Below are 18,674 nucleotides of genomic sequence, written 5' to 3'. Positions count from 1 at the left end.
ATAAAAGCCTGTTTTGAACAGGCAAGATGCCTGTTCCACAATGGTTATTGGAGATGTCTAATGTTGGACATGATTTTCTAGGAACACAACGATCCTGGGCAATTAAGAATTGCCAAAAATAGCGCAATATGGGAAAATAGAAAAAACTATAAAAATTACGGAGTTCAGATTCTTGGTAACTATTAAATGTCGGGGCATTACCTTCTCGAATATCCAAGCCGTAATCTTTGACAAAGACGGCACTCTAGAGGATTCTCAAGAATTTTTGAGATTGTTGGGAATTAAGCGAGCGCGCCTCGCAGACGCTCAAATTCCGGGGGTTGGAGAGCCTTTACAAATGGCTTTTGGTATCGAAGGCGGCAGCATTGACCCCACGGGCTTACTGGCAGTCGGTAGTCGTAGGGAAAATGAGATTGTGGCGGCGGGATACATCGCCGAAACCGGCAGAGGATGGCTGGAATCTTTAACTATTGCGCGCCGCGCTTTTGACGAAGCTGACGAAATGTTTAAAAATAGTGCTGTTTCTCCTCTATTTGTCGGCAGTTTGGAAGTGCTGAAATATCTTTCGGAAGCGGGTTTAAAACTGGGAATTCTTTCGGCGGCTACGACGGAGGTTGTGCAGAAGTTTGTGAAACACCACGCATTGGCCGAGTGGATTCAGTTAGAAATGGGAGTGGATTCAACGGTTCACAAACCCGATCCGAAATTGTTTTTGCAAGCTTGTGAGAAACTCGGAGTAAATCCCGCAGCAACTTTAATGGTAGGAGATTCAGCAGGCGATATTCAGATGGGTAAAAATGCGGGCGCGGCTGGCTGTATCGGGATTTGTTGGGGAAAGGCCCAGGTTAGTCATTTGGAAAATGCGGATGTGGCGATCGCATCTTTGGATGAAATTACAATTTTAGCAGATTGAGCAAACATCAGAGCCTGGAAAATCTCGCTTCTACCGTAGTCTCGATCCCCCTAAATCCCCCTTAAAAAGGGGGACTTTGAGCGCTTCCTGTCCCCCCCTTCTTAAGGGGGGCTAGGGGGGATCGAGGCCTAATCGTCAAACAGCAGACCGGTATTACGTTTGACCTTAAGTTGACACCAATGGGCATTGCCGTTTCCCTACAGCTAACAACGCAAACCCAGAATTACGACATCTCTTTCAAAGCCGTCAAGTTCCGCAACTTGTGGCAGATATCCCCACCGCTGAAAGCCAAATTTCTCAAACAATTTTACACTCGGCTGATTGTGAGCAAAAATAATTCCTATGAGAGTTTTAAGCTTCAATTCTGGACTCCGCACAATTGCCGATTGCAATAAATTTTGTCCGATTCCGCAGCGTTGGCGATCGGGTGCAACGTAGATGCTAACTTCTGCTGTATGCTGATAGGCAGCGCGTCCGTAGAAAATCTGAAAACTCAGCCAGCCAACAATATTTTGTTCTGATTCCATTACCCAAATCGGCCAGGAATTGGGGGAGTGTTCTCTGTACCACGGAAGGCGGCTTTCGACTGAGACTGGTTTTAAATCTGCTGTGGCCATTCTGCCTGGTATTGCTGCGTTATATATTTGGACAATTGCTGGCAAATCGCTTTCTTCTGCGTCTCGGATTTTCATCGTTTGGTGGACTGTTGACTGTTGACTAATGACTAATTAACTAATGACTAATGACTCTTGTACAGTTCCATAATATCGCTGACACCCATTCTTGAATTTGCTCCCAAAGTCAGTGGCGATGTGTGTCCTCGCTGCAAGTGTTCTGCCGCCGCACAGCCAATCATTGCTGCGTTGTCTGTACAATATTTTAATGGCGGAAACAATACTCGCAAGTTGTGTTTTCCTGCTGCGGCTTGTAAGTGTTTTCGCAGTCCGCTGTTTGCTGCAACTCCGCCGCCGACTACAATAGTGGTAAGCCCGAAATTTACGGCACAGTCGATCGCTCTTTTTGTTAAACCCTTAGCTACTGTTTCCTGAAAGCTGGCCGCAATATCATTAATTGTAGAGGCAGGCAAGAGGTCTTCGGCACCCACATTGTTATTTTGTTTCTTGAGTTTCTGTACTAATTGCAAAACAGCAGTTTTCAAGCCACTAAAACTACTGTCGTAAGGATGGTAGCCACCACCAGGCAAGGAAATTCTGCCTTCTGGTAGAGGGTATGCTTGGGGATTGCCAAGGGCGGCCAATTTGTCAATCAGCGGCCCGCCGGGATATCCTAGCTGCAACAGTCTCGCAACTTTATCAAAAGCTTCGCCAGCGGCGTCGTCGCGTGTGTGTCCTACTGTTTCATAAACACCGCAATCTTTGACATAAATAAAGCTAGTATGTCCCCCGGAAACTAACAAACACAAAAACGGTGGCTGCAAGTCGGGTTCGGTAAGGTAAGAAGCGTAGATGTGCCCTTCGAGGTGGTGGACGCCTAAAAAAGGTTTTTGATGGACTATTGCCAAGCTTTTCGCCGCTGTCAGCCCGACTAACAATGCACCTACTAAACCGGGGGCACAAGTCGCTGCAATGCCGTCAATTTCTGACCAACTCAGGTTTGCTTCACCGAGACACTGGGCAATTACCTGATTGAGCATTTCTAGGTGACTCCGCGAAGCCACTTCCGGCACTACCCCGCCAAACTGCTCGTGGATTTTAATTTGTGATGCTACAACATTGCTGCAAACTTGACGATTCTTAACAATCGCTGCTGCTGTTTCGTCACAACTTGTTTCGATTGCGAAAATGGTTGCCATTAACTGGTAATTTTATTTGATAGGTTAGTTATTGCTAGCTTAACTAATTCGGCGCAAGTCCCCCGCTCTACCTGTACTCAGGTTATTGTTAAGGGATTTTTGCCCGATCGACAGGTAAGACCATCATCGGATGCAAAGAAGGAATATCCTCACGGTATTGCTAGCTCAGCATTGACCTATGAAAACGCTAATCCCTCATTCTATTGGGATTTGCCGCATCAATGATGGATACTTTACACTGTCAACAAACACGGTAATCTGGATTCCAGATCGGCAAGTTGAAATGCTTGTACAAAAACTTATTGTTTTGTAACAAAAGGAAACAATTCCATGCGACGATTGTTTGCTGCAATTTTAGTGTTGAGTGTCTGGATCAGTTTTGCTCCAGTTGCTTCGGCTTACAATTTAGTGCCGTGCAAGGACTCTCCCGAATTCAAGGAACTGGCTAAAAATGCCCGTTCTACGAATGGCGACCCCGCATCTGCCAAAGCAAGATTCGATCGCTATTCTCAAGCTATGTGCGGCCCGGAAGGATACCCGCACTTAATCGTAGACGGCAATTTGAGCAAAGCCGGAGACTTTTTGATTCCCAGCGTGCTGTTCTTGTATATTGCTGGTTGGATTGGTTGGGTAGGCCGTTCTTATCTGCAAGCAGCCAAAAAATCTGGCTCTCCTGAGGAAAAAGAGATTATTATCGATGTTCCAAAGGCAGTCCCATTGATGCTGAGTGGCTTTTTGTGGCCTCTAGCAGCTCTCAAAGAAATCACCACTGGTGAAATGTTTGCGAAGGACGACGAAATTACTGTTTCGCCGCGCTAGCAATTTGGGATTTTAGATTTTAGATTTTAGTTGGTTTACAAATTCCCAGCCTAAAATCCTTAATCTAAAATCGGTTCGCATAATTTAAGTTGTCTCGACTTTTGAGGAGCAGTATTCATGCAATACTTTCTGAAGTATCTTTCGACCGCACCAGTATTGGCAGCAGCTTGGATGGTGATAACGGCGGGAATTTTAATTGAATTCAACCGTTTTTTCCCAGACTTGCTTTTCCATCCGATGCCATAAAAAATCAGTGGATTTAGGTTCCTAAACCTAGAAAAAAAAGTTGAGAGTTTTGAAGTTGGAGCGGTGATTTATCAAGTTATTTCAAAGCTCAAATATCAAAACTCTCAAACTGGAGCATTGAGTACAAAACCAGCGCCTAAATGGGTGAAAACCAAGGATCTAAACTATTTAGTTATCAAATTAGTTCCCAATGACTAATGACTAATGGCTAATGATTAATGATTAATGACTAATGACTAATATTGTGAATCGATGAAGTCTTATCTCGCCGCAGCAATTCAAATGACTAGCTTGCCTGACCTGCAAAAAAATTTGGTTCAGGCAGAGGAATTAATCGACCTGGCAGTGCGTCGGGGTGCGGAGTTAGTTTCCTTACCAGAAAATTTCTCGTTTATGGGAGAAGAGGAGGAAAAGATTGCTTCTTCAGAGGCGATCGGCATCCAAAGCGAAAAATTCCTCAAAACGATGGCCCAGCGATTCCAGGTAACGATTCTGGGCGGCGGATTTCCAGTGCCGACGGAGGGAGGGAAGGTATACAATACTTGTTTGCTGGTAGACCCAAACGGCACTGAAGTGGCAAGGTACAGAAAAGTACATTTGTTCGATGTGAATGTGCCAGACGGTATTACTTACAGGGAATCGAACACTGTGAAAGCTGGTGAAGATTTGCCGCCGGTTTATGTGTCGCCGGAGTTGGGGACGCTGGGACTTTCGGTGTGCTATGACGTGCGGTTCCCGGAAGTGTACAGGCATTTGTCGTACAAGGGGGCTGATATTTTGTTCGTGCCGGCGGCGTTTACTGCTTACACTGGCAAGGATCACTGGAAGGTTTTGTTGCAAGCTAGGGCGATCGAGAATACTTGTTATATGATTGCCCCCGCACAAACTGGCCGTCACTACGGTCGCCGTCAAACTCACGGTCACGCGATGATTGTAGACCCTTGGGGTGTGGTTTTGGCGGATGCTGGAGACGAACCGGGTGTGGCAATTGCAGAAATTAATCCCGATCGACTAGAACAAGTCCGCCGCCAGATGCCATCTCTGCAACACCGGGTTTTTCTGTGAAGGAATTTTGAGACCCATTGGGTCTCAAAATTTCAGTCCTACTGGGCCAACCGACGTGAAAACTTTTTATTCGATCAAGTAATTGTGTAGGTTCGTACACACAATTACTTAGATCATGTGCGTGCGATCGACAACAATAAGCGGGAGGGGGCGGATTTACGCCGATCTATGAGTGATATTGTCGATCGGAGGTGACTCTGGCCCCGACAGCTTAATGATATTGTTTTTTCCTGCAGATGAACGGCCAATAACTCGCGATAAAATGTCTAAGGCAGGTTCAATGGGCGTGCACTTCTGCTAAAAGGTGAATTAGCGAAAGTAGAATTGCACGAAATGCGTCTTTTTGGAGAAATGAAACACACTCTTTCGGTTTTAGTTGAAGATGAAGCGGGTGTCCTCACTCGAATTGCTGGTTTATTTGCCCGTAGGGGTTTTAATATTGAAAGTCTGGCCGTTGGCCCGGCGGAACAAGGGGGAGTGTCTCGGATTACGATGGTTGTACCCGGAGATGACCAAATTATCGAACAGTTGACAAAGCAACTGTACAAGTTGATTAACGTGCTTAAAGTTCAGGATATAACGGAAATTCCCTGTGTGGAACGGGAGTTGATGTTGCTGAAAGTTAATGCTGCTAGCGGGGCGCGATCGGAGATCATTGAGTTAGCTCAAATTTTTAGAGCGCGAGTGGTGGATATTGGTGATGATACGCTGACATTGGAAGTTGTGGGAGATCCCGGTAAAATGGTGGCGATCGTCCAGGTTCTGAATAGATTTGGGATTAAGGAAATTGCTCGTACTGGGAAAATTGCCCTGACGCGCGAGTCGGGGGTAAATACTGAGTTTCTCAAGTCTTTGGAAGCGAAAGTTTAAGGAAGTTGACGGTTGACGGTTGACGGTTGACTGTTGACGGTTGACTGTTGACGGTTGACTGTTGACTGTTGGCAGTTGACGGTTTGCCATCAACTATGTTAAAGGAGCTAATATGGAAAGCTTTCAACAGCTACAAGTTTATCAATTAGCTGAAAAAATATCAAACGAAATATGGTTTATTGTTAAAAAATGGGACGAGTTTACGAAGGATACGATGGGCAAACAAATAGTGCGATCTGCTGATAGTGTTGGTGCTAATATTGTAGAAGGACATGGACGCTATAGCTGCCAAGATAATCAGCGTTTTGTTAAAATTGCCAGAGGCTCCTTAAACGAAACAAGACACTGGTTAAGACTTGCCTACGCTCGAAATCTTTTAACCCAAGAACAGAGCGATCGCCTGCATCCCTTATTAAATGAACTTTCACCAAAACTTAATGCTTATCTTAACTCACTAAAACAAAAAGCCAAAGGTTAACAGTCAACAGTCAACAGTCAACAGCCAACAGTCAACAGCCAACAGTCAAATTACCATTTAGGTTGACTTGCTATCAAAAGTGTGGCTGCGATGCTGTCTATCGGCTTTGAGAAAAAGTATCCTTGTCCGTATTCGCATTGCAGAGCTCTAAGTAAATTAAGCTGTTCGCTGGTTTCGATTCCTTCAGCAATTACATCCATACCTAAATGACTGGCTAAAATTAAAATAGTCTGTACAATCGCTTCGTTTCCTTCATCTTCAGTCATGCGGCTGACAAAAGCTCGATCGATTTTTAAAGCATCAGTTGGAAAGGTGTGTAGGCGGCTCAAAGAAGAATAGCCAGTGCCGAAATCGTCAATATATAATTGAATTTCTAAATTTTTCAATTCCGCGAGGATAGCCACTGCTGATTCAGCATTCTCCATGATGACGCCTTCAGTAATTTCTACCTTTAAAGTGCGGGGGTCAAGCTGAGTTTCTTGTAAAATATCGCGAATGCGATCAATTAAATCCGGTTGTTTAAATTGTTGGTTAGAAAGGTTGACGCTGACAGTCAACGGCGGATTAGCTGGGAATTTTTGGTGCCACTCGTGGATCTGATGACAAGCCGATCGCATCATCCACCAGCCCATAGGTATAATCAATCTAGTTTCTTCAGCTACTAAAATAAACTCGCCGGGAGATACGACACCCCGCTGCGGGTGATACCACCGCATCAGCGCTTCAAAACCGCTGATTCTACCAGTAACTAGAGAGACGATAGGCTGATAGTAAAGCTGAAATTCCTGGGAGTCTAAAGCGCGTCGCAGGTCGTTTTCCAGTTGCAAAAGGGCGACGGCGCGAGTGTGCATACTTAAGTCAAAAACTTCGTGGCGAGCTTTGCCCAATCCCTTAGCATGATACATGGCAGCATCTGCATCTCGGAGCAGTTCTTCAGGTCGATCGTACAACATTGGGAACGGGACATTGGGAACAGGAGAGTCGGAAGATAAGCAAGACAAAGAAGTTTCCCGATCGATATTTCCCAGATTTTCGGGACTCGACAGTTTGCTGGTTTCCCTTGAATACCGAGGCAAACCAGAACAAACAATCCCAATGCTAGCACTGGTAAAAACTTGATATTCGTTAAGGTAAAAAGGCTCTGCCAGTTCCGCTTGCACTCGTTCGGCAATCTGGATCGCATCCTCGGTGCTTTTGATATTTTCCAGCAAAATAGCGAATTCGTCGCCGCCAAGACGCGCAACGGTATCTCCAGCGCGCAAACAGATTCCCAGGCGCTGCGCGATCGCGATTAGCAACCGATCGCCCACTAAATGCCCCAAACTGTCGTTAACAACCTTAAAGCGATCAAGATCGATAAACAGCACCGCAAACAAAATTTCGGGGCGGCGTTTTGAAAGATTGATCGCGTGCCCCAAGCGATCCATAAATAAAGATCGGTTGGGCAAACCGGTTAGCATATCGTGCAAAGCATCGTGTACCAACTTATCTTCTGCTATTTTGCGGAGGGTAATATCTTCGACAGTACCTTCGTAGTAAAGTAAATTTCCGTTAGGGTCGCGAACTGCCCGGCCGTTCTCGGAAACCCAGATAGTAGTGCCGTCAGCACGGTAAACTTGAGACTCGAACTCAGACACAAAACCTTGTTTTTCGATCGCACGCAAAAACTCGACGCGGCGGTTGGGATCGAGGTAAAGTTGGCGGTCGATGTTGCGTATGTTCGCGATCAATTCGGCAGCCGAGGAGTAGCCGTAAATTCTCGCCAAAGCAGGGTTAGCGCTGAGGTAGCGCCCGTCAGGCGTTATCTGGAAAATGCCTTCGATCGCATTTTCAAAGATACTGCGGTATTTCTCTTCCGCCTGTTGTAGCGCGAATTCTGCCTGCTTGCGATCGGTGATATCGGTCAACGTGCCGAGATAGCCTAGAACTTCCCCGCTTTTCGTCATTTCTGGCACTGCTTGCCAAAATACCCAGGTTGTGAAGTCACCGTTGCAAAAACGGTACTCTAACTTACAGGGCAACTTGTCTATGACAGCGCGATACCACTGGCTCAAAACACGCTCGCGGTCTTCGGGATGCAAACTTTGCGCCCAACCTTCGCCTAGTGCCTTTGGTGCAGTCAGTCCCGCCATCTCCAAAAATCGCTCATTGACGTACAAGCAATCTCCAGCAGCGTCGGCGCGGAAAATCCCGACCGGCAGTATTTTTGCCAAGGTGTAATAGCGGTATTCGCTTTCTAGCAGTGCGCTGGCAGCTACTTTAGTCTCTGTGATGTCAAACATTGCGCCTTGAAGGATGACAGATTTGCTTGCTTCATCGCGAACTGCGGTAGCTTGATCGCGGAACCAGACTACTCGACCGTTGCGGGCGATCGCGCGGTATTCTGAAACCAGCGACCCCTCGCAGAAGATATCTTCTCCATCGGTGAATTTCTGTGTAGCGTTTTCAACTAACACGCGGTCACGGTCTTCTGGGTGAACGAGTTTCAGCCACAGGTCGGGATCGGCTCTCCATTCAGCTACAGAATAACCTAGAAAAGTCTCGATTTGCGGGCTGATGTAAAGTTTGGCAGCCGTGCGGTTGAGGGGAGAAATGTAGGTGACAGCCGGCATTTGTTCTACCAGGGCGCAGTATTTCGCTTCTACAGTGGACAGTGCTGCTTCTAGGCGCTGCCGCTCTAATTCGGCGGCCGCCCGTCCGGCAAAGATGCTGAGAATTAATCGGAATTTGGCAAGATGTGCTTCCACCAGGGGGCGATCGTGGAAAATACAGATAATGCCTAAAGGTTCGCCGTAAGAGTTTTTCAGCAAGACTCCCAGGAAACTGCGCGCACCTGTTACTACCGGTCTGCGGTCTTCTGGAAAAGTTTCCCAGAGGTAGTCGGGACAGGAATACATTCCCCCCTCCAGCACCTGCGCTTCGGGAGTATTGGCGGTGTCGCACTCAAAGTTTGGCTGCTGCTGTCCGTCGCTCCAAAAACTAATAACTTGCAATCTATCGGCAGCAGCATCGGTGCGTGACTTCGACTTAATCGATTTGGCAGCGACGGCGGTGCGAACTCCCAGTGCTGAGGCTAAGTGGCAAACTAAGGCATCAAAGAATTCTGCTCCCCCCGGCGAATCAGTACCTGCTAGGATTTCGCCCAGCAAATCTTCCTCTAATTGGGCGAAAGCATTAACTTTGGGAGGATTCTCGGCATTCGGGCGATCGGGATTGTCTCCCATCGAACCCGAAATGCTCAGACTTAGGGTTTTGCTAGTTCCAGGCCCCAAAAGAGGCGAAGAATTCACAGTTAGGCGCTGTTGCTTAGCCAAGAATACAGCGCGGCCCATACCTAAAACTTTACCCAAGAAGCTGTCAGTTGCCGGCCACCGATTTGAGTTCGGGAAAATCAAAAAGTTTTTTCGCATTTTCAATCCTGCAGATAAATCGTCCGGTTTTAAGTCTGCCAACTGCCGTTGCTCTTTGGCTAGCGGTAGACTGGAAGGCCTTCGGTGCCACTTGAGATAAATCGCGGACACCACGGCTAAAGTCGCCAATAATCCCAGAAGATATGCAAGAATCTCAAAGTAAAAAAATAAATCTAGATCGAACATCGATTAGCACCGCTCGACAATTGTTGTAGTTATCTGAAGCCAATCTATTTAAAAATAACTAAGTATCGTCACGGATGGGTAACGAATACAAGGTCTGATCGCCGTGAAGGCGACAAGAGAGTTAACAGTTCACAAAAAACCTGGCAATACTTGACATTACCGAACTTTTTGTGGTTTTTTTCGTACAGGCTGAACCCGTACAGGTGAAATTGTAAACACATATATACGATTGTGGCACTCCTCTAAGGGGGTGAGTTTACGTTTACTTTTCTAATTATATTTAACGATGCATTCACATCAGAATTAATTCGACTTTCATTCCAAGTCCGAAACCACTCGCGTTTACCGATCTTACCCTGGTAAGACTCTTTCTTACCGACAGGCTCTAAATCCCCAAATCTGCACTTATTTGTATAATGTGCTTGTGTAACTATTACCTTGATACCGAGTAACTCAGTTTTGCAAGTAATAAATTTTATGGGCTGTGTATGAGGAATTACGCCAAAAATATGATGCTTTTTTTGTAATTTTATATTCGGCTTATTCCTAACCTTTGTGCCAATAATTAACTGGATTATTTTCTCATACTCCAACCGCTTGACAATCAAGCTGCTGGTCTGGTTAAGGTATTTTTCTAAGGGCTTGTTTCGATTAAATGTGATTTGCTGGATTTGACGCTTGGTATATTTTTCCCGATCTATTTTCGACAGTAAAAATGCTCTGGGCTGATTGAAACCTTGAGTAATTAATTTGAGATGTTTTTTATCATAAATAGTTGGAGTAAATGTTGGCTTATTAGATGCCAAAGCGACGAAGTGATCAATCCCTAAATCTATACCTGCTCTGAGGTGGTAATTTAAATCCATCAACGTTACAGGCTTTTGATTAGCAACCTCAAAAAAGTAGGGCGCTGTTGCAGGAACTACCCTTACCTTTATGACATCTTGGGACTTTGTAGAAATTATTATGTCACTTTGAGATAAATGAAGTAGTCCCTGATTGGGGTTTATCCCCTTTTTTTCTATGGATTGGTTATCAGAACTTAACAAGTTACGTGTACAGATTTTATGTTGGTATTGGGAAATGCTGGGTAGGAATGAAAATCGAGGTATATCTAAGTCATAAGCTATTCTTGAATTTTGGCAATCCTCCCAATCGTGAACAACTTGTTTAAGACCGTGATTTCTAATTTTAGCCGTGAATGATTGAGATATGTCTCTAGGTTTTAAGATGGCAAATAACTGTCTGATAATTCTAGTGCTACCAACTTGATATCGCGAAGTAAAAAAGTGTTTTATCATAAATATTTACCATGATAGTAGAAAATTTTTAACAGAAATGATAAGTCATCAAACTCTTTATAAAACGGATGCTGACTATCTATATAATGCCTTTCAACAACAATCATAAATTTTGGATAAACGAAAAGTTTTTTGTTGATTTGCTAAGCAATATACAATAAAGTTTAGGGATTATCTGATCTAGTGTAACACCCATGATGAAAGCGATTGTTTTTCAAACCCCCGGAAGCCCGTCCGTATTGAAACTGCAAGATATCCCCGCTCCTACTATACAAACAGAAACTGAAGTTTTGGTGCGATTGCGAGCGGCGGGTATCAATCCGATAGATACTAAGTTGCGATCGCGCGGCACTTTTTACCCCGATAAAGCTCCTCACGTTTTGGGGTGCGACGGTGCTGGAGTCGTAGAGGCTGTCGGTGTTGGTGTGCAAAGTTTCCAAGTAGGAGACGAGGTTTTTTTCTGCAATGGCGGTTTGGGCGGATCGAGGGGTACTTATGCTGAGTTTGCCGTAGTAGACGAACGCTTTCTCGCCCTCAAGCCTGCTGCTTTAAGTTTTGCTGAGGCGGCGGCGGCACCGTTAGTTTTAATTACAGCTTGGGAATCGCTGTACGATCGAGGGCGCTTGCAAGCCGGTCAAAAAGTCCTGGTTCAAGCTGGTGCCGGCGGTGTCGGCCACGTCGCGGTACAGTTGGCGAAGTTGCAGGGTGCAGAGGTTTGCACGACTGTTAGTTCTCAGGAAAAAGCCAATCTTGTCAAGCACCTAGGTGCAGATTCAGTTATTTTATACAAAAATACCAATGTTGTCGATGAGGTTTTGACTTGGACTCAAGGACAAGGAGTTGATTTGGCTTTCGATACAGTCGGGGGAGAAACTTTTTACCAAACTATTCCGGCTGTGAAAATTTATGGAGATTTAGTAACAATTTTGGAACCCGATCCAGCTTTGGGCAATTTGAAAACAGCGAGAATGCGGAATCTGCGAATTAGTCTGGAATTAATGTTGACACCGATGCTAGAAGGTTTGGTGGAGGAACAGGAACAGCAGGCTCATATTTTGCAGAAGTGTGCTCGTTTGTGCGATCGCAACTTGCTAAAAATTCACGTCAGCAAAACTTTCCCTCTCGAAGAAGCGCAAGCTGCTCACGAACTGTTAGAAACAGGCTCAGTAACCGGTAAAATAGTGCTTGAAATTGGGGGTTAAAAATGCGGATGGTTAAATTTGCGGGTTGAAGAATCGCGGGCTATTTCAATAGACTGTTGGCGAATTTAAAAAGCCTGAAACCAAACATCCCATAATCATCGCAGGAGAGCTAAAGCAATTCTTGCAGGAGTCGTAAACTTTTTACCCCACCCCAACCCTCCCCGAACCCGCGGGGAGGGAGCAAGAAATTGACAAATTATTTAGGATGGCTATATACAGCGTATTCCAGGTTTATGAAATACACTGTATATCAAATCCGTTGGCATCGGAATGATTCATCTGTCTCTTCCGTTTCTCTGTATCCTCTGCGCCCTCTGCGGTTTAATTCGGTTCTATAAACAAGAGCAAAAACCGCATCGGGAAAATGCCACTGTCGATCGATAAATTTGAAGGTCAACTGCTGAAGTTGACACGACGAAAGGCACGGCCCCGTACCCTAATTGGGGGTAACTAACGGCGATTTACTTGTAACCAAATTTCCAGCGTCACCAGCAGCCACAACTTCAGCCCATAGCGGGGAAAAACTTCCCCACGATAGTTTAGCCACTCGCGGATTAGTGTTCGATCGAGGTAAGGCGCGATCGCCGCATGACGATTCAGCAACAACGATCGCGCTTGCCGCTGCCAATCCCTCAAAAACCACTGCTGCATCGACATCACCATCCCGCTTTTCGGACGGTTGACAATGACATCGGGCAGCAAATCCGCCACAGCAGCCTTGAGAACCGCTTTTTCCTGCGCGCCCGAAAGCTTATATTCTGGGGGAATTTGCAAACTCAGTGCCACCATCCGCGAATCAAACAAAGGCGATCGAGCTTTTAGTCGCGCCGCAGCCGTGAGATTATTCACCTTGGTCAAAATGTAATCGGCTCCTTTAAACTCAATGTTGAGCCGCATCAGCCGATTCAAAAACGTCGTTTCTGTCTGTTGCAATTCCTCAGCAAAGACGGAAGGCGCATTCTTCACCTTTTCCCAAACCTCCGGCTTCAGCAAACGTGGCAAATCCACATAGCATTTTTGAAACGAAGTCAAGTAAGCTGCGATCGGATCTGGTTTACCCTGAATCGAACCGTACAAACTATTCAGCAGCATCGGCTTATTTTTCGGCCCGCCAAAGCACGGATCGCCGCCTTCGCCATTCAGTACCACATCTGCGAATTGTTTTGCCGATCGCCCCAACAGCAAATTGGGAACCGTCAAGCCTTCCCCCACCGGATCATCCATCGCCGCCAGCGTTTCCGGCAGCAACTCCCAAATTTGCTGCGGCGAAACTTCCAAAATGTGGTGCTCAGTGCCACAATGTGCCGCAACGATGTTGGCAAATTCAATCTCGCTGGGATATTGAGCGCCAAAGTGCATCGAAAAAGTGTGTACCGGACGATCATGCAGCCTTGTGGCGATCGCCGTGACGCAACTTGAGTCAATCCCGCCCGAAAGGTATGCTGCGACTGGTTCGCCCGCTGGTAGCGCTTCCTGCACCAGTTGTTCCAAAAGCGATCGCACTTGTTGACTATGCCATTCCAAAGGGCGATCGGCGTTAGTAATTTGCTCCTGTGGCTGCCAGTATCTCTGCGCCTCAATATCCGGTAAGTACAGGTAGCTACCGGGTCGCAACTCTCGCACCGCTTCCCACAGCGTTTGTGCTCCGGGTACAAAGGCACAACACAAGTAGTCGCGCAAAGCAACTAAATCAAGTTCTCGATCGTGATACGGATTGAGCGATCGCAGTCGGGGCGCGATCCAGCGAGTCGTTCCTGTACGGGTGTAATAGAGGGTTTTGGCTCCAACGCGATCGCGCCCCAGACACAAGGTTTGCTCGTCTCTATCCCACACTGCAAGGGCAAATTGTCCTGACAGCAAGCTCAGTGTTTTAGTACCGTACTGCTCCCATAGCCGCGCGACGATCGCCAAATCGGTCAATCCATCTGTGTCAATCTGTTGTTTGAGCATTGGAGTGCGATCGAAGCAGCAGTCACCTACCAGCACAAATCGCTGATTGGGGCTGAAGGTGGGGTCAGCTCCGATGATGGCAAAACCGGAGGTTTCCCAAGTTCCAGGGTGCGATCGGGCTTCTGGGCCCCAAGCAATCACCCAATTAGAGTAGATAGACTTCTGAGTCTGCATTTTAAATAAAACATCTCCCATAATTATTGTGGAACAGGCCGGAAAGCCTGTTCAAAACAGGCTTTTCTGGAGATGACTATTACATTAAAAAACGTTTGAAAGTAACTTATATATCAATCGAAAAATAGCTGTTCCAGCGATCGCACCCAAAGCACCCAACCACCCCACAAACAACACGCCAGTGATCGGAGAATTCGGATAAATCGCAACAGCCGCCGTCTGTAAAACCGGGAAAAACCACAGCAAAGCCACAGTACCTGCACCAATAATCAACATCTCAGTTTGTTCGATCGCCCTGCGGTACTGGCCGTAAATCAAACCCGCCACAATCATCCCCAACAATCCGATACTCAAACCAGGAGAGGGCAGCAAACTCGTCAGGGCGATCGCCAACACCCCTCCCTCAAAACCCGTAAACGCCGCCCCCGACAAAACCTCCCAAATCGAAAAAGTCGCTCTCTGCGAAGGTTGCAGCCCTCCCGGAGGTGTTGCAGGAACCCGTACAGGAGGAGGCAGAGTCGGTTGAAGAGGTATCGGAGGCGGTGCCACCACGACTGTAGGTGGTTGAGAAGGTTGTTGAGGGCCAGACATCAGAGCTGCTTCCACCTCCCTCGCAGATTGAAAACGCTGGCTGGGAGCTGATAATAACATTCGATCGAGAACGTGAGCCAAACGCGAACTTACCTGCACCCGCGACTGCCAATTCCACTCATTTCTATAACTATCAAAAAGCTCCGTCGGCTGCAAACCACTCAGCAAAGTAATACAAGTCACAGCCAAAGCATACAAATCCGTTGCCGGATAAACTTCTTGCCCGCTCATCTGTTCTGGCGGAGCGTAACCCAAAGAATAAATACCAGTCGAAGCTTTTACACTTCCCACACTTTGTGTTACTTGTTTAACCGCCCCAAAATCTAATAAATAAAGCCGACCGTTTTTACCCCGCATAATATTAGCAGGTTTAATATCTCGGTGAATCGAACCGCGATAGTGTACAAAATCGAGAACCTTCAAAATTTCCCGCAGCACCTCCACCGTTTTCGCCTCCGAAAACTTGCCTTTAACAGCTAGTTCATCCTCCAAATTTTGACCGTCTATAAATTCTTGAACCAGATAGAAAAACTGATCGTTTTTTCCCGGCTGCAAACTCATAACAGTCAGCTCAAAAAAAGCCAGCAAACTCGGAATTTGGGAATGTTCGTTTCCCAGTTCTTCTAGCACCGCCGCTTCCCGTTCAAACAGAGTTTGAGCGATTTTTAGCTGGGGCGGAGTCAGACTTACCGACGGCTGCAAAAGTTTAGCAACGCACTGCCGCATCGCCGGAGTATAGCGGTCTCTGGCCAAAAATGCCGCCCCAAAACCCCCTTGACCCAACAACCTGACGGGCAAATAGCGCCCGCCCAAAATTAGGGGCATCCCGCAAGTCGTGCAAAACTTTTGCTGCACGGTTTTCAGCAGCGAACTGTCATCGAGGTCGGGAAAATAGTTTTGAGGGCGCGGGCAGCCCGGTCGGGTGCAGTAAACTTCCATTTTGGTTTGCTAAGAAGAGGGAAGAGGGAAGAAGGAAGAGGGAAAAAGGAAGAGGGAAGAGGGAAGAAAAAGTGATTGTTAAATCAGATTTCGATTTCTCAACTAACCGCGAACTGCTAACTGCCAGCGACCTAAGAGATTAACTTCCCGCCGAGTTGGGAGTTCCTATTTCTATGAATCCCAAATCGAGCGCCGGAGGCTCTTTCTTCTCCAGGATGGTCGAATAAGTAGCAAACTGGGGCAAAATTTCATTGCTGAAAGCCTCTGCTGCTTTAGACCGGTAGCGGTTGGGGTTGTAAATCAGCGACAAAATGCGAGTTACTAAAACTTCGTCCATTTGAGATTTGTGCAAGACGCCCATGAGTAACTCTTTTTCGATCGCCGAAACCGAGACAAAAGCAGCTCCCAGCCCCGACTGAACGGCATTTTTAATGGCTTCGATCGAATTTAGTTCCATCTCTATTTTCAAGCGGCGCGTGTCTATGCCGCAACGAGTCAGTACCTGATCGATTACTTTGCGGATCGTAGACTGCGAATCGAGGGATATAAACTGCAATTTGTAAAGGTCTTCTTTTTGGATAGTTTCTTGTTGTACCATCGGATGAGATGGAGGGAGAATCAGAGCCAGTTCGTCCTCAGCGTAAGGAACAATTTCTAAAGCTTCTACAAGTTCGGTAGGAATCTCTCCGCCAACAATTGCCAAATCGATTTGCCCGTTGGCCACACTCCACGCCGTGCGGCGGGTCGAATGAACGTGAAGTTGTACCGCTACATCCGGGTACTTTTGGCGAAACATCCCAATCATCCGGGGCAGCAAATAGGTTCCCGTTGTTTGAGAAGCGCCGACGATCAAAGTACCCCCTTGGAGATTTTGCAAGTCTTCCAGAGCTCGACAAGTTTCCTGGCAAAGCGATAAAATTTTCTCGCCGTAACTCAGCAGCAGGTGTCCGGCTTCGGTCAGTTGCGCCCGCCGCCCCCCCCGGTCAAACAACGGCACGTCCAACTGTCTCTCTAAGTTTTGCACCTGCAAGCTAACTGCTGGCTGGGATACATAGAGGCTGTCGGCAGCGCGTTTGAAGCTTCCTTCAGAGGCGATCGCCTTGAGAATGCGTAACTGGTCTAAAGTGAAAGGAAGGTCAGACATATATCTAAATTGTCAGTAGGTGTAGGGGCGGGTCTTCTGTCAATCTCTGCGGTCAATCGACAAGCTGGTTCGATTTGGTGTGCAACAGTCGGAGTTGACTTCGATGCCAGTCATTTGGCTGCAACACACGCAACCTTAAAGTCAGTTGTACTCGTCCTCTGTCAGCGGTCTTTAGTTGCTATTGAGTAACTAATGACTGATGACTGATGACTGATGACTGATAACCGCTGAATGCTCCCATAGATACTTTGTGACACAAATTGGCCGAGAATCAATAACTTTTCTTAATATTTGCAATGACGATCGACTTGGCGCTCGACTCCCACTTAATTATTCTGGGCTTGTTACTGGTTTTTGCGATCGCCCACAGCGGTTTAGCAGCACTCCGACCCAAAGGTGAAAAGCTGATCGGGCCGAGACTTTATCGCGTTTTGTTTGCCCTTGTCAGTTTGCCGCTAGCCGTCATTCTGATTGTCTACTTTTTCAACCACCGCTACGACGGCGTACAGCTTTGGCAAGTACAGGGATTACCCGGAGTTAAACCGACAGTTTGGATACTTTCGGCAATTTCCTTTCTGTTTTTGTACCCAGCAACTTTCAACCTCCTAGAAATTGCCGCCGTCCAAAAGCCCCAAGTTCACCTCTACGAAACTGGCATCATTCGCATCACCCGTCACCCGCAAATGGTGGGACAGGTGATTTGGTGCGTGGCCCACACCCTGTGGATTGGCACTAGCTTTACCCTTGTCACTTCCATCGGTTTGGTACTTCACCACCTGTTCGGAGTGTGGCACGGCGACAGGCGGCTTCAGGCTCGTTTTGGAGAATCCTTTGAAACCATCAAATCTCGAACCTCAATCATGCCTTTTTTGGCAATCCTACAAAAGCGTCAAACCCTTGATTTGCTTGAGTTTCTGCGCCCTTCCTACGTAGGTGTAGTCATTTTTACTGGTTTGCTGTGGGAAATTCATCCTTTTTTGATGCGTGTCACTAGGAACATATACTGGTAGCATGATCCCTAGGATAGAAAAAAATTATTAAATTTTGAGGGCTCATGGTGTTGTCGGTTAGCGAACGCACTTTTGCACAAGAGGTGTTTCAAGCCTCTACCCCCGTTTTAGTTCACTTTTCGGCTCCTTGGTGCGGTTTGTGCCGCGCGATCGACCCCACGCTTAAGACTTTTGAAGCACAGTGGGCAGAAAAAGTCAAGCTCGTAGGGGTGAATGCTGATCAATGTTTCAAGTTAGCCCACACTTATCGGCTGACAAGTCTGCCCACGCTGATTTTGTTTGAGGGCGATAAAGTTCGATTTCGATTGGAAGACTACCAAGGACGCGAGGAACTGCGGCGGACTCTGGATTCCTGGATGCTGGTCACTCAACTTTCTTCCCAAACTCAACGCCTGCAACCAGAAGCAGTTAGAAGCAGTTAACAGGTAACGGCTGCAAGTTATTCGGCTTTTAGGTAGAAAGCAGAAGCAATTCCTCATTTGTCGATCGGCCACCTGAGCGCCAAATGTCGCAGTCCTGAACGCAGAAACAGTGTTTTTTACAAAAATATAGTGTGAAGCGCC

General features: G+C 46.7%; 16 protein-coding genes. 9 read left to right on the top strand and 7 right to left on the bottom strand.

The features are described 5' to 3' along the window. Positions 1–172: 172 nt before the first annotated feature. Positions 173–913, top strand: a complete 741-nt coding sequence (locus tag QUA24_RS01505) for an HAD family hydrolase (protein ID WP_333226646.1) — start codon at positions 173–175, stop codon at positions 911–913. A 203-nt stretch (positions 914–1,116) separates the two neighbouring features. Here QUA24_RS01505 and QUA24_RS01500 read toward each other — a convergent pair whose 3' ends face one another. Next, complete coding sequence (locus QUA24_RS01500; RefSeq protein WP_333226643.1) at positions 1,117–1,605, bottom strand: N-acetyltransferase family protein; 489 nt, start codon at positions 1,603–1,605, stop codon at positions 1,117–1,119. Positions 1,606–1,652: 47 nt separating this feature from the next. Continuing rightward, complete coding sequence (gene tsaD / locus QUA24_RS01495) at positions 1,653–2,726, bottom strand: tRNA (adenosine(37)-N6)-threonylcarbamoyltransferase complex transferase subunit TsaD (protein WP_333226641.1); 1,074 nt, start codon at positions 2,724–2,726, stop codon at positions 1,653–1,655. A gap of 330 nt (positions 2,727–3,056) precedes the next feature. On the opposite strand from tsaD, the gene QUA24_RS01490 reads away from it, so the two are divergent. The 5 genes from QUA24_RS01490 (at position 3,057) to QUA24_RS01470 (ending at position 6,204) form a co-directional block, all read left to right on the top strand. Next, the gene (locus QUA24_RS01490; protein ID WP_333210827.1) at positions 3,057–3,545 is read left to right on the top strand and encodes a Photosystem I reaction center subunit III; all 489 of its coding nucleotides are present in this window, start codon (positions 3,057–3,059) and stop codon (positions 3,543–3,545) included. Positions 3,546–3,662: 117 nt separating this feature from the next. Beyond that, positions 3,663–3,791, top strand: a complete 129-nt coding sequence (psaJ, locus tag QUA24_RS01485) for a photosystem I reaction center subunit IX (protein WP_015174876.1) — start codon at positions 3,663–3,665, stop codon at positions 3,789–3,791. A gap of 252 nt (positions 3,792–4,043) precedes the next feature. Then, a complete protein-coding gene (locus tag QUA24_RS01480; RefSeq protein ID WP_333080387.1) occupies positions 4,044–4,856 on the top strand; it encodes a carbon-nitrogen hydrolase family protein in 813 nt (270 codons plus the stop codon). A gap of 351 nt (positions 4,857–5,207) precedes the next feature. Then, positions 5,208–5,726 carry an acetolactate synthase small subunit gene (gene ilvN, locus QUA24_RS01475; RefSeq protein ID WP_333210829.1) on the top strand — a complete coding sequence of 173 codons (519 nt, stop codon included), beginning with the start codon at positions 5,208–5,210 and terminating at the stop codon, positions 5,724–5,726. Positions 5,727–5,838: 112 nt separating this feature from the next. Next, positions 5,839–6,204 carry a four helix bundle protein gene (locus tag QUA24_RS01470; protein ID WP_333210831.1) on the top strand — a complete coding sequence of 122 codons (366 nt, stop codon included), beginning with the start codon at positions 5,839–5,841 and terminating at the stop codon, positions 6,202–6,204. Between the two features lie 50 nt (positions 6,205–6,254). Here the strand turns inward: QUA24_RS01470 and QUA24_RS01465 are convergent, their stop codons facing one another. Together QUA24_RS01465 and QUA24_RS01460 are read right to left on the bottom strand one after the other, a co-directional pair. Beyond that, positions 6,255–9,800: an EAL domain-containing protein gene (locus QUA24_RS01465; RefSeq protein ID WP_333226639.1), complete on the bottom strand. Its 3,546-nt coding sequence runs from the start codon at positions 9,798–9,800 to the stop codon at positions 6,255–6,257. Between the two features lie 242 nt (positions 9,801–10,042). Further along, positions 10,043–11,101 (bottom strand): transposase, encoded by a 1,059-nt coding sequence (locus QUA24_RS01460; RefSeq protein WP_333226637.1) that lies wholly within the window; start codon positions 11,099–11,101, stop codon positions 10,043–10,045. Between the two features lie 197 nt (positions 11,102–11,298). Between QUA24_RS01460 and QUA24_RS01455 the strand changes: the two genes are divergently transcribed. Continuing rightward, positions 11,299–12,303: a zinc-dependent alcohol dehydrogenase family protein gene (locus QUA24_RS01455; RefSeq protein WP_333226890.1), complete on the top strand. Its 1,005-nt coding sequence runs from the start codon at positions 11,299–11,301 to the stop codon at positions 12,301–12,303. Positions 12,304–12,753: 450 nt separating this feature from the next. On the opposite strand, the gene QUA24_RS01450 is transcribed toward QUA24_RS01455, so the two are convergent. The 3 genes from QUA24_RS01450 to QUA24_RS01440 all read right to left on the bottom strand — a co-directional run bounded on the left by QUA24_RS01450 (position 12,754) and on the right by QUA24_RS01440 (position 17,101). Beyond that, the gene (locus QUA24_RS01450) at positions 12,754–14,448 is read right to left on the bottom strand and encodes an asparagine synthase-related protein (protein ID WP_333226635.1); all 1,695 of its coding nucleotides are present in this window, start codon (positions 14,446–14,448) and stop codon (positions 12,754–12,756) included. 63 nt (positions 14,449–14,511) lie between these two features. Next, on the bottom strand, positions 14,512–15,957 hold the full coding sequence (locus QUA24_RS01445) for a serine/threonine-protein kinase (RefSeq protein ID WP_333226633.1): 1,446 nt from the start codon (positions 15,955–15,957) through the stop codon (positions 14,512–14,514). Positions 15,958–16,096: 139 nt separating this feature from the next. Beyond that, positions 16,097–17,101, bottom strand: a complete 1,005-nt coding sequence (locus QUA24_RS01440; protein ID WP_333054398.1) for a LysR family transcriptional regulator — start codon at positions 17,099–17,101, stop codon at positions 16,097–16,099. A 296-nt stretch (positions 17,102–17,397) separates the two neighbouring features. Here QUA24_RS01440 and QUA24_RS01435 point away from each other — a divergent pair, with 296 nt between their 5' ends. Together QUA24_RS01435 and QUA24_RS01430 are read left to right on the top strand one after the other, a co-directional pair. Continuing rightward, positions 17,398–18,111: an NnrU family protein gene (locus QUA24_RS01435; RefSeq protein ID WP_333226631.1), complete on the top strand. Its 714-nt coding sequence runs from the start codon at positions 17,398–17,400 to the stop codon at positions 18,109–18,111. 44 nt (positions 18,112–18,155) lie between these two features. Then, complete coding sequence (locus QUA24_RS01430) at positions 18,156–18,533, top strand: thioredoxin family protein (RefSeq protein WP_333226629.1); 378 nt, start codon at positions 18,156–18,158, stop codon at positions 18,531–18,533. Positions 18,534–18,674: the final 141 nt, after the last annotated feature.

The sequence above is a fragment of the Microcoleus sp. Pol12B5 genome, assembly GCF_036701335.1.
Lineage (GTDB): Bacteria > Cyanobacteriota > Cyanobacteriia > Cyanobacteriales > Microcoleaceae > Microcoleus.
The sequence above is the reverse complement of the archived record's forward strand: the minus strand, read 5'-3'. Positions and strand labels throughout refer to the sequence as shown.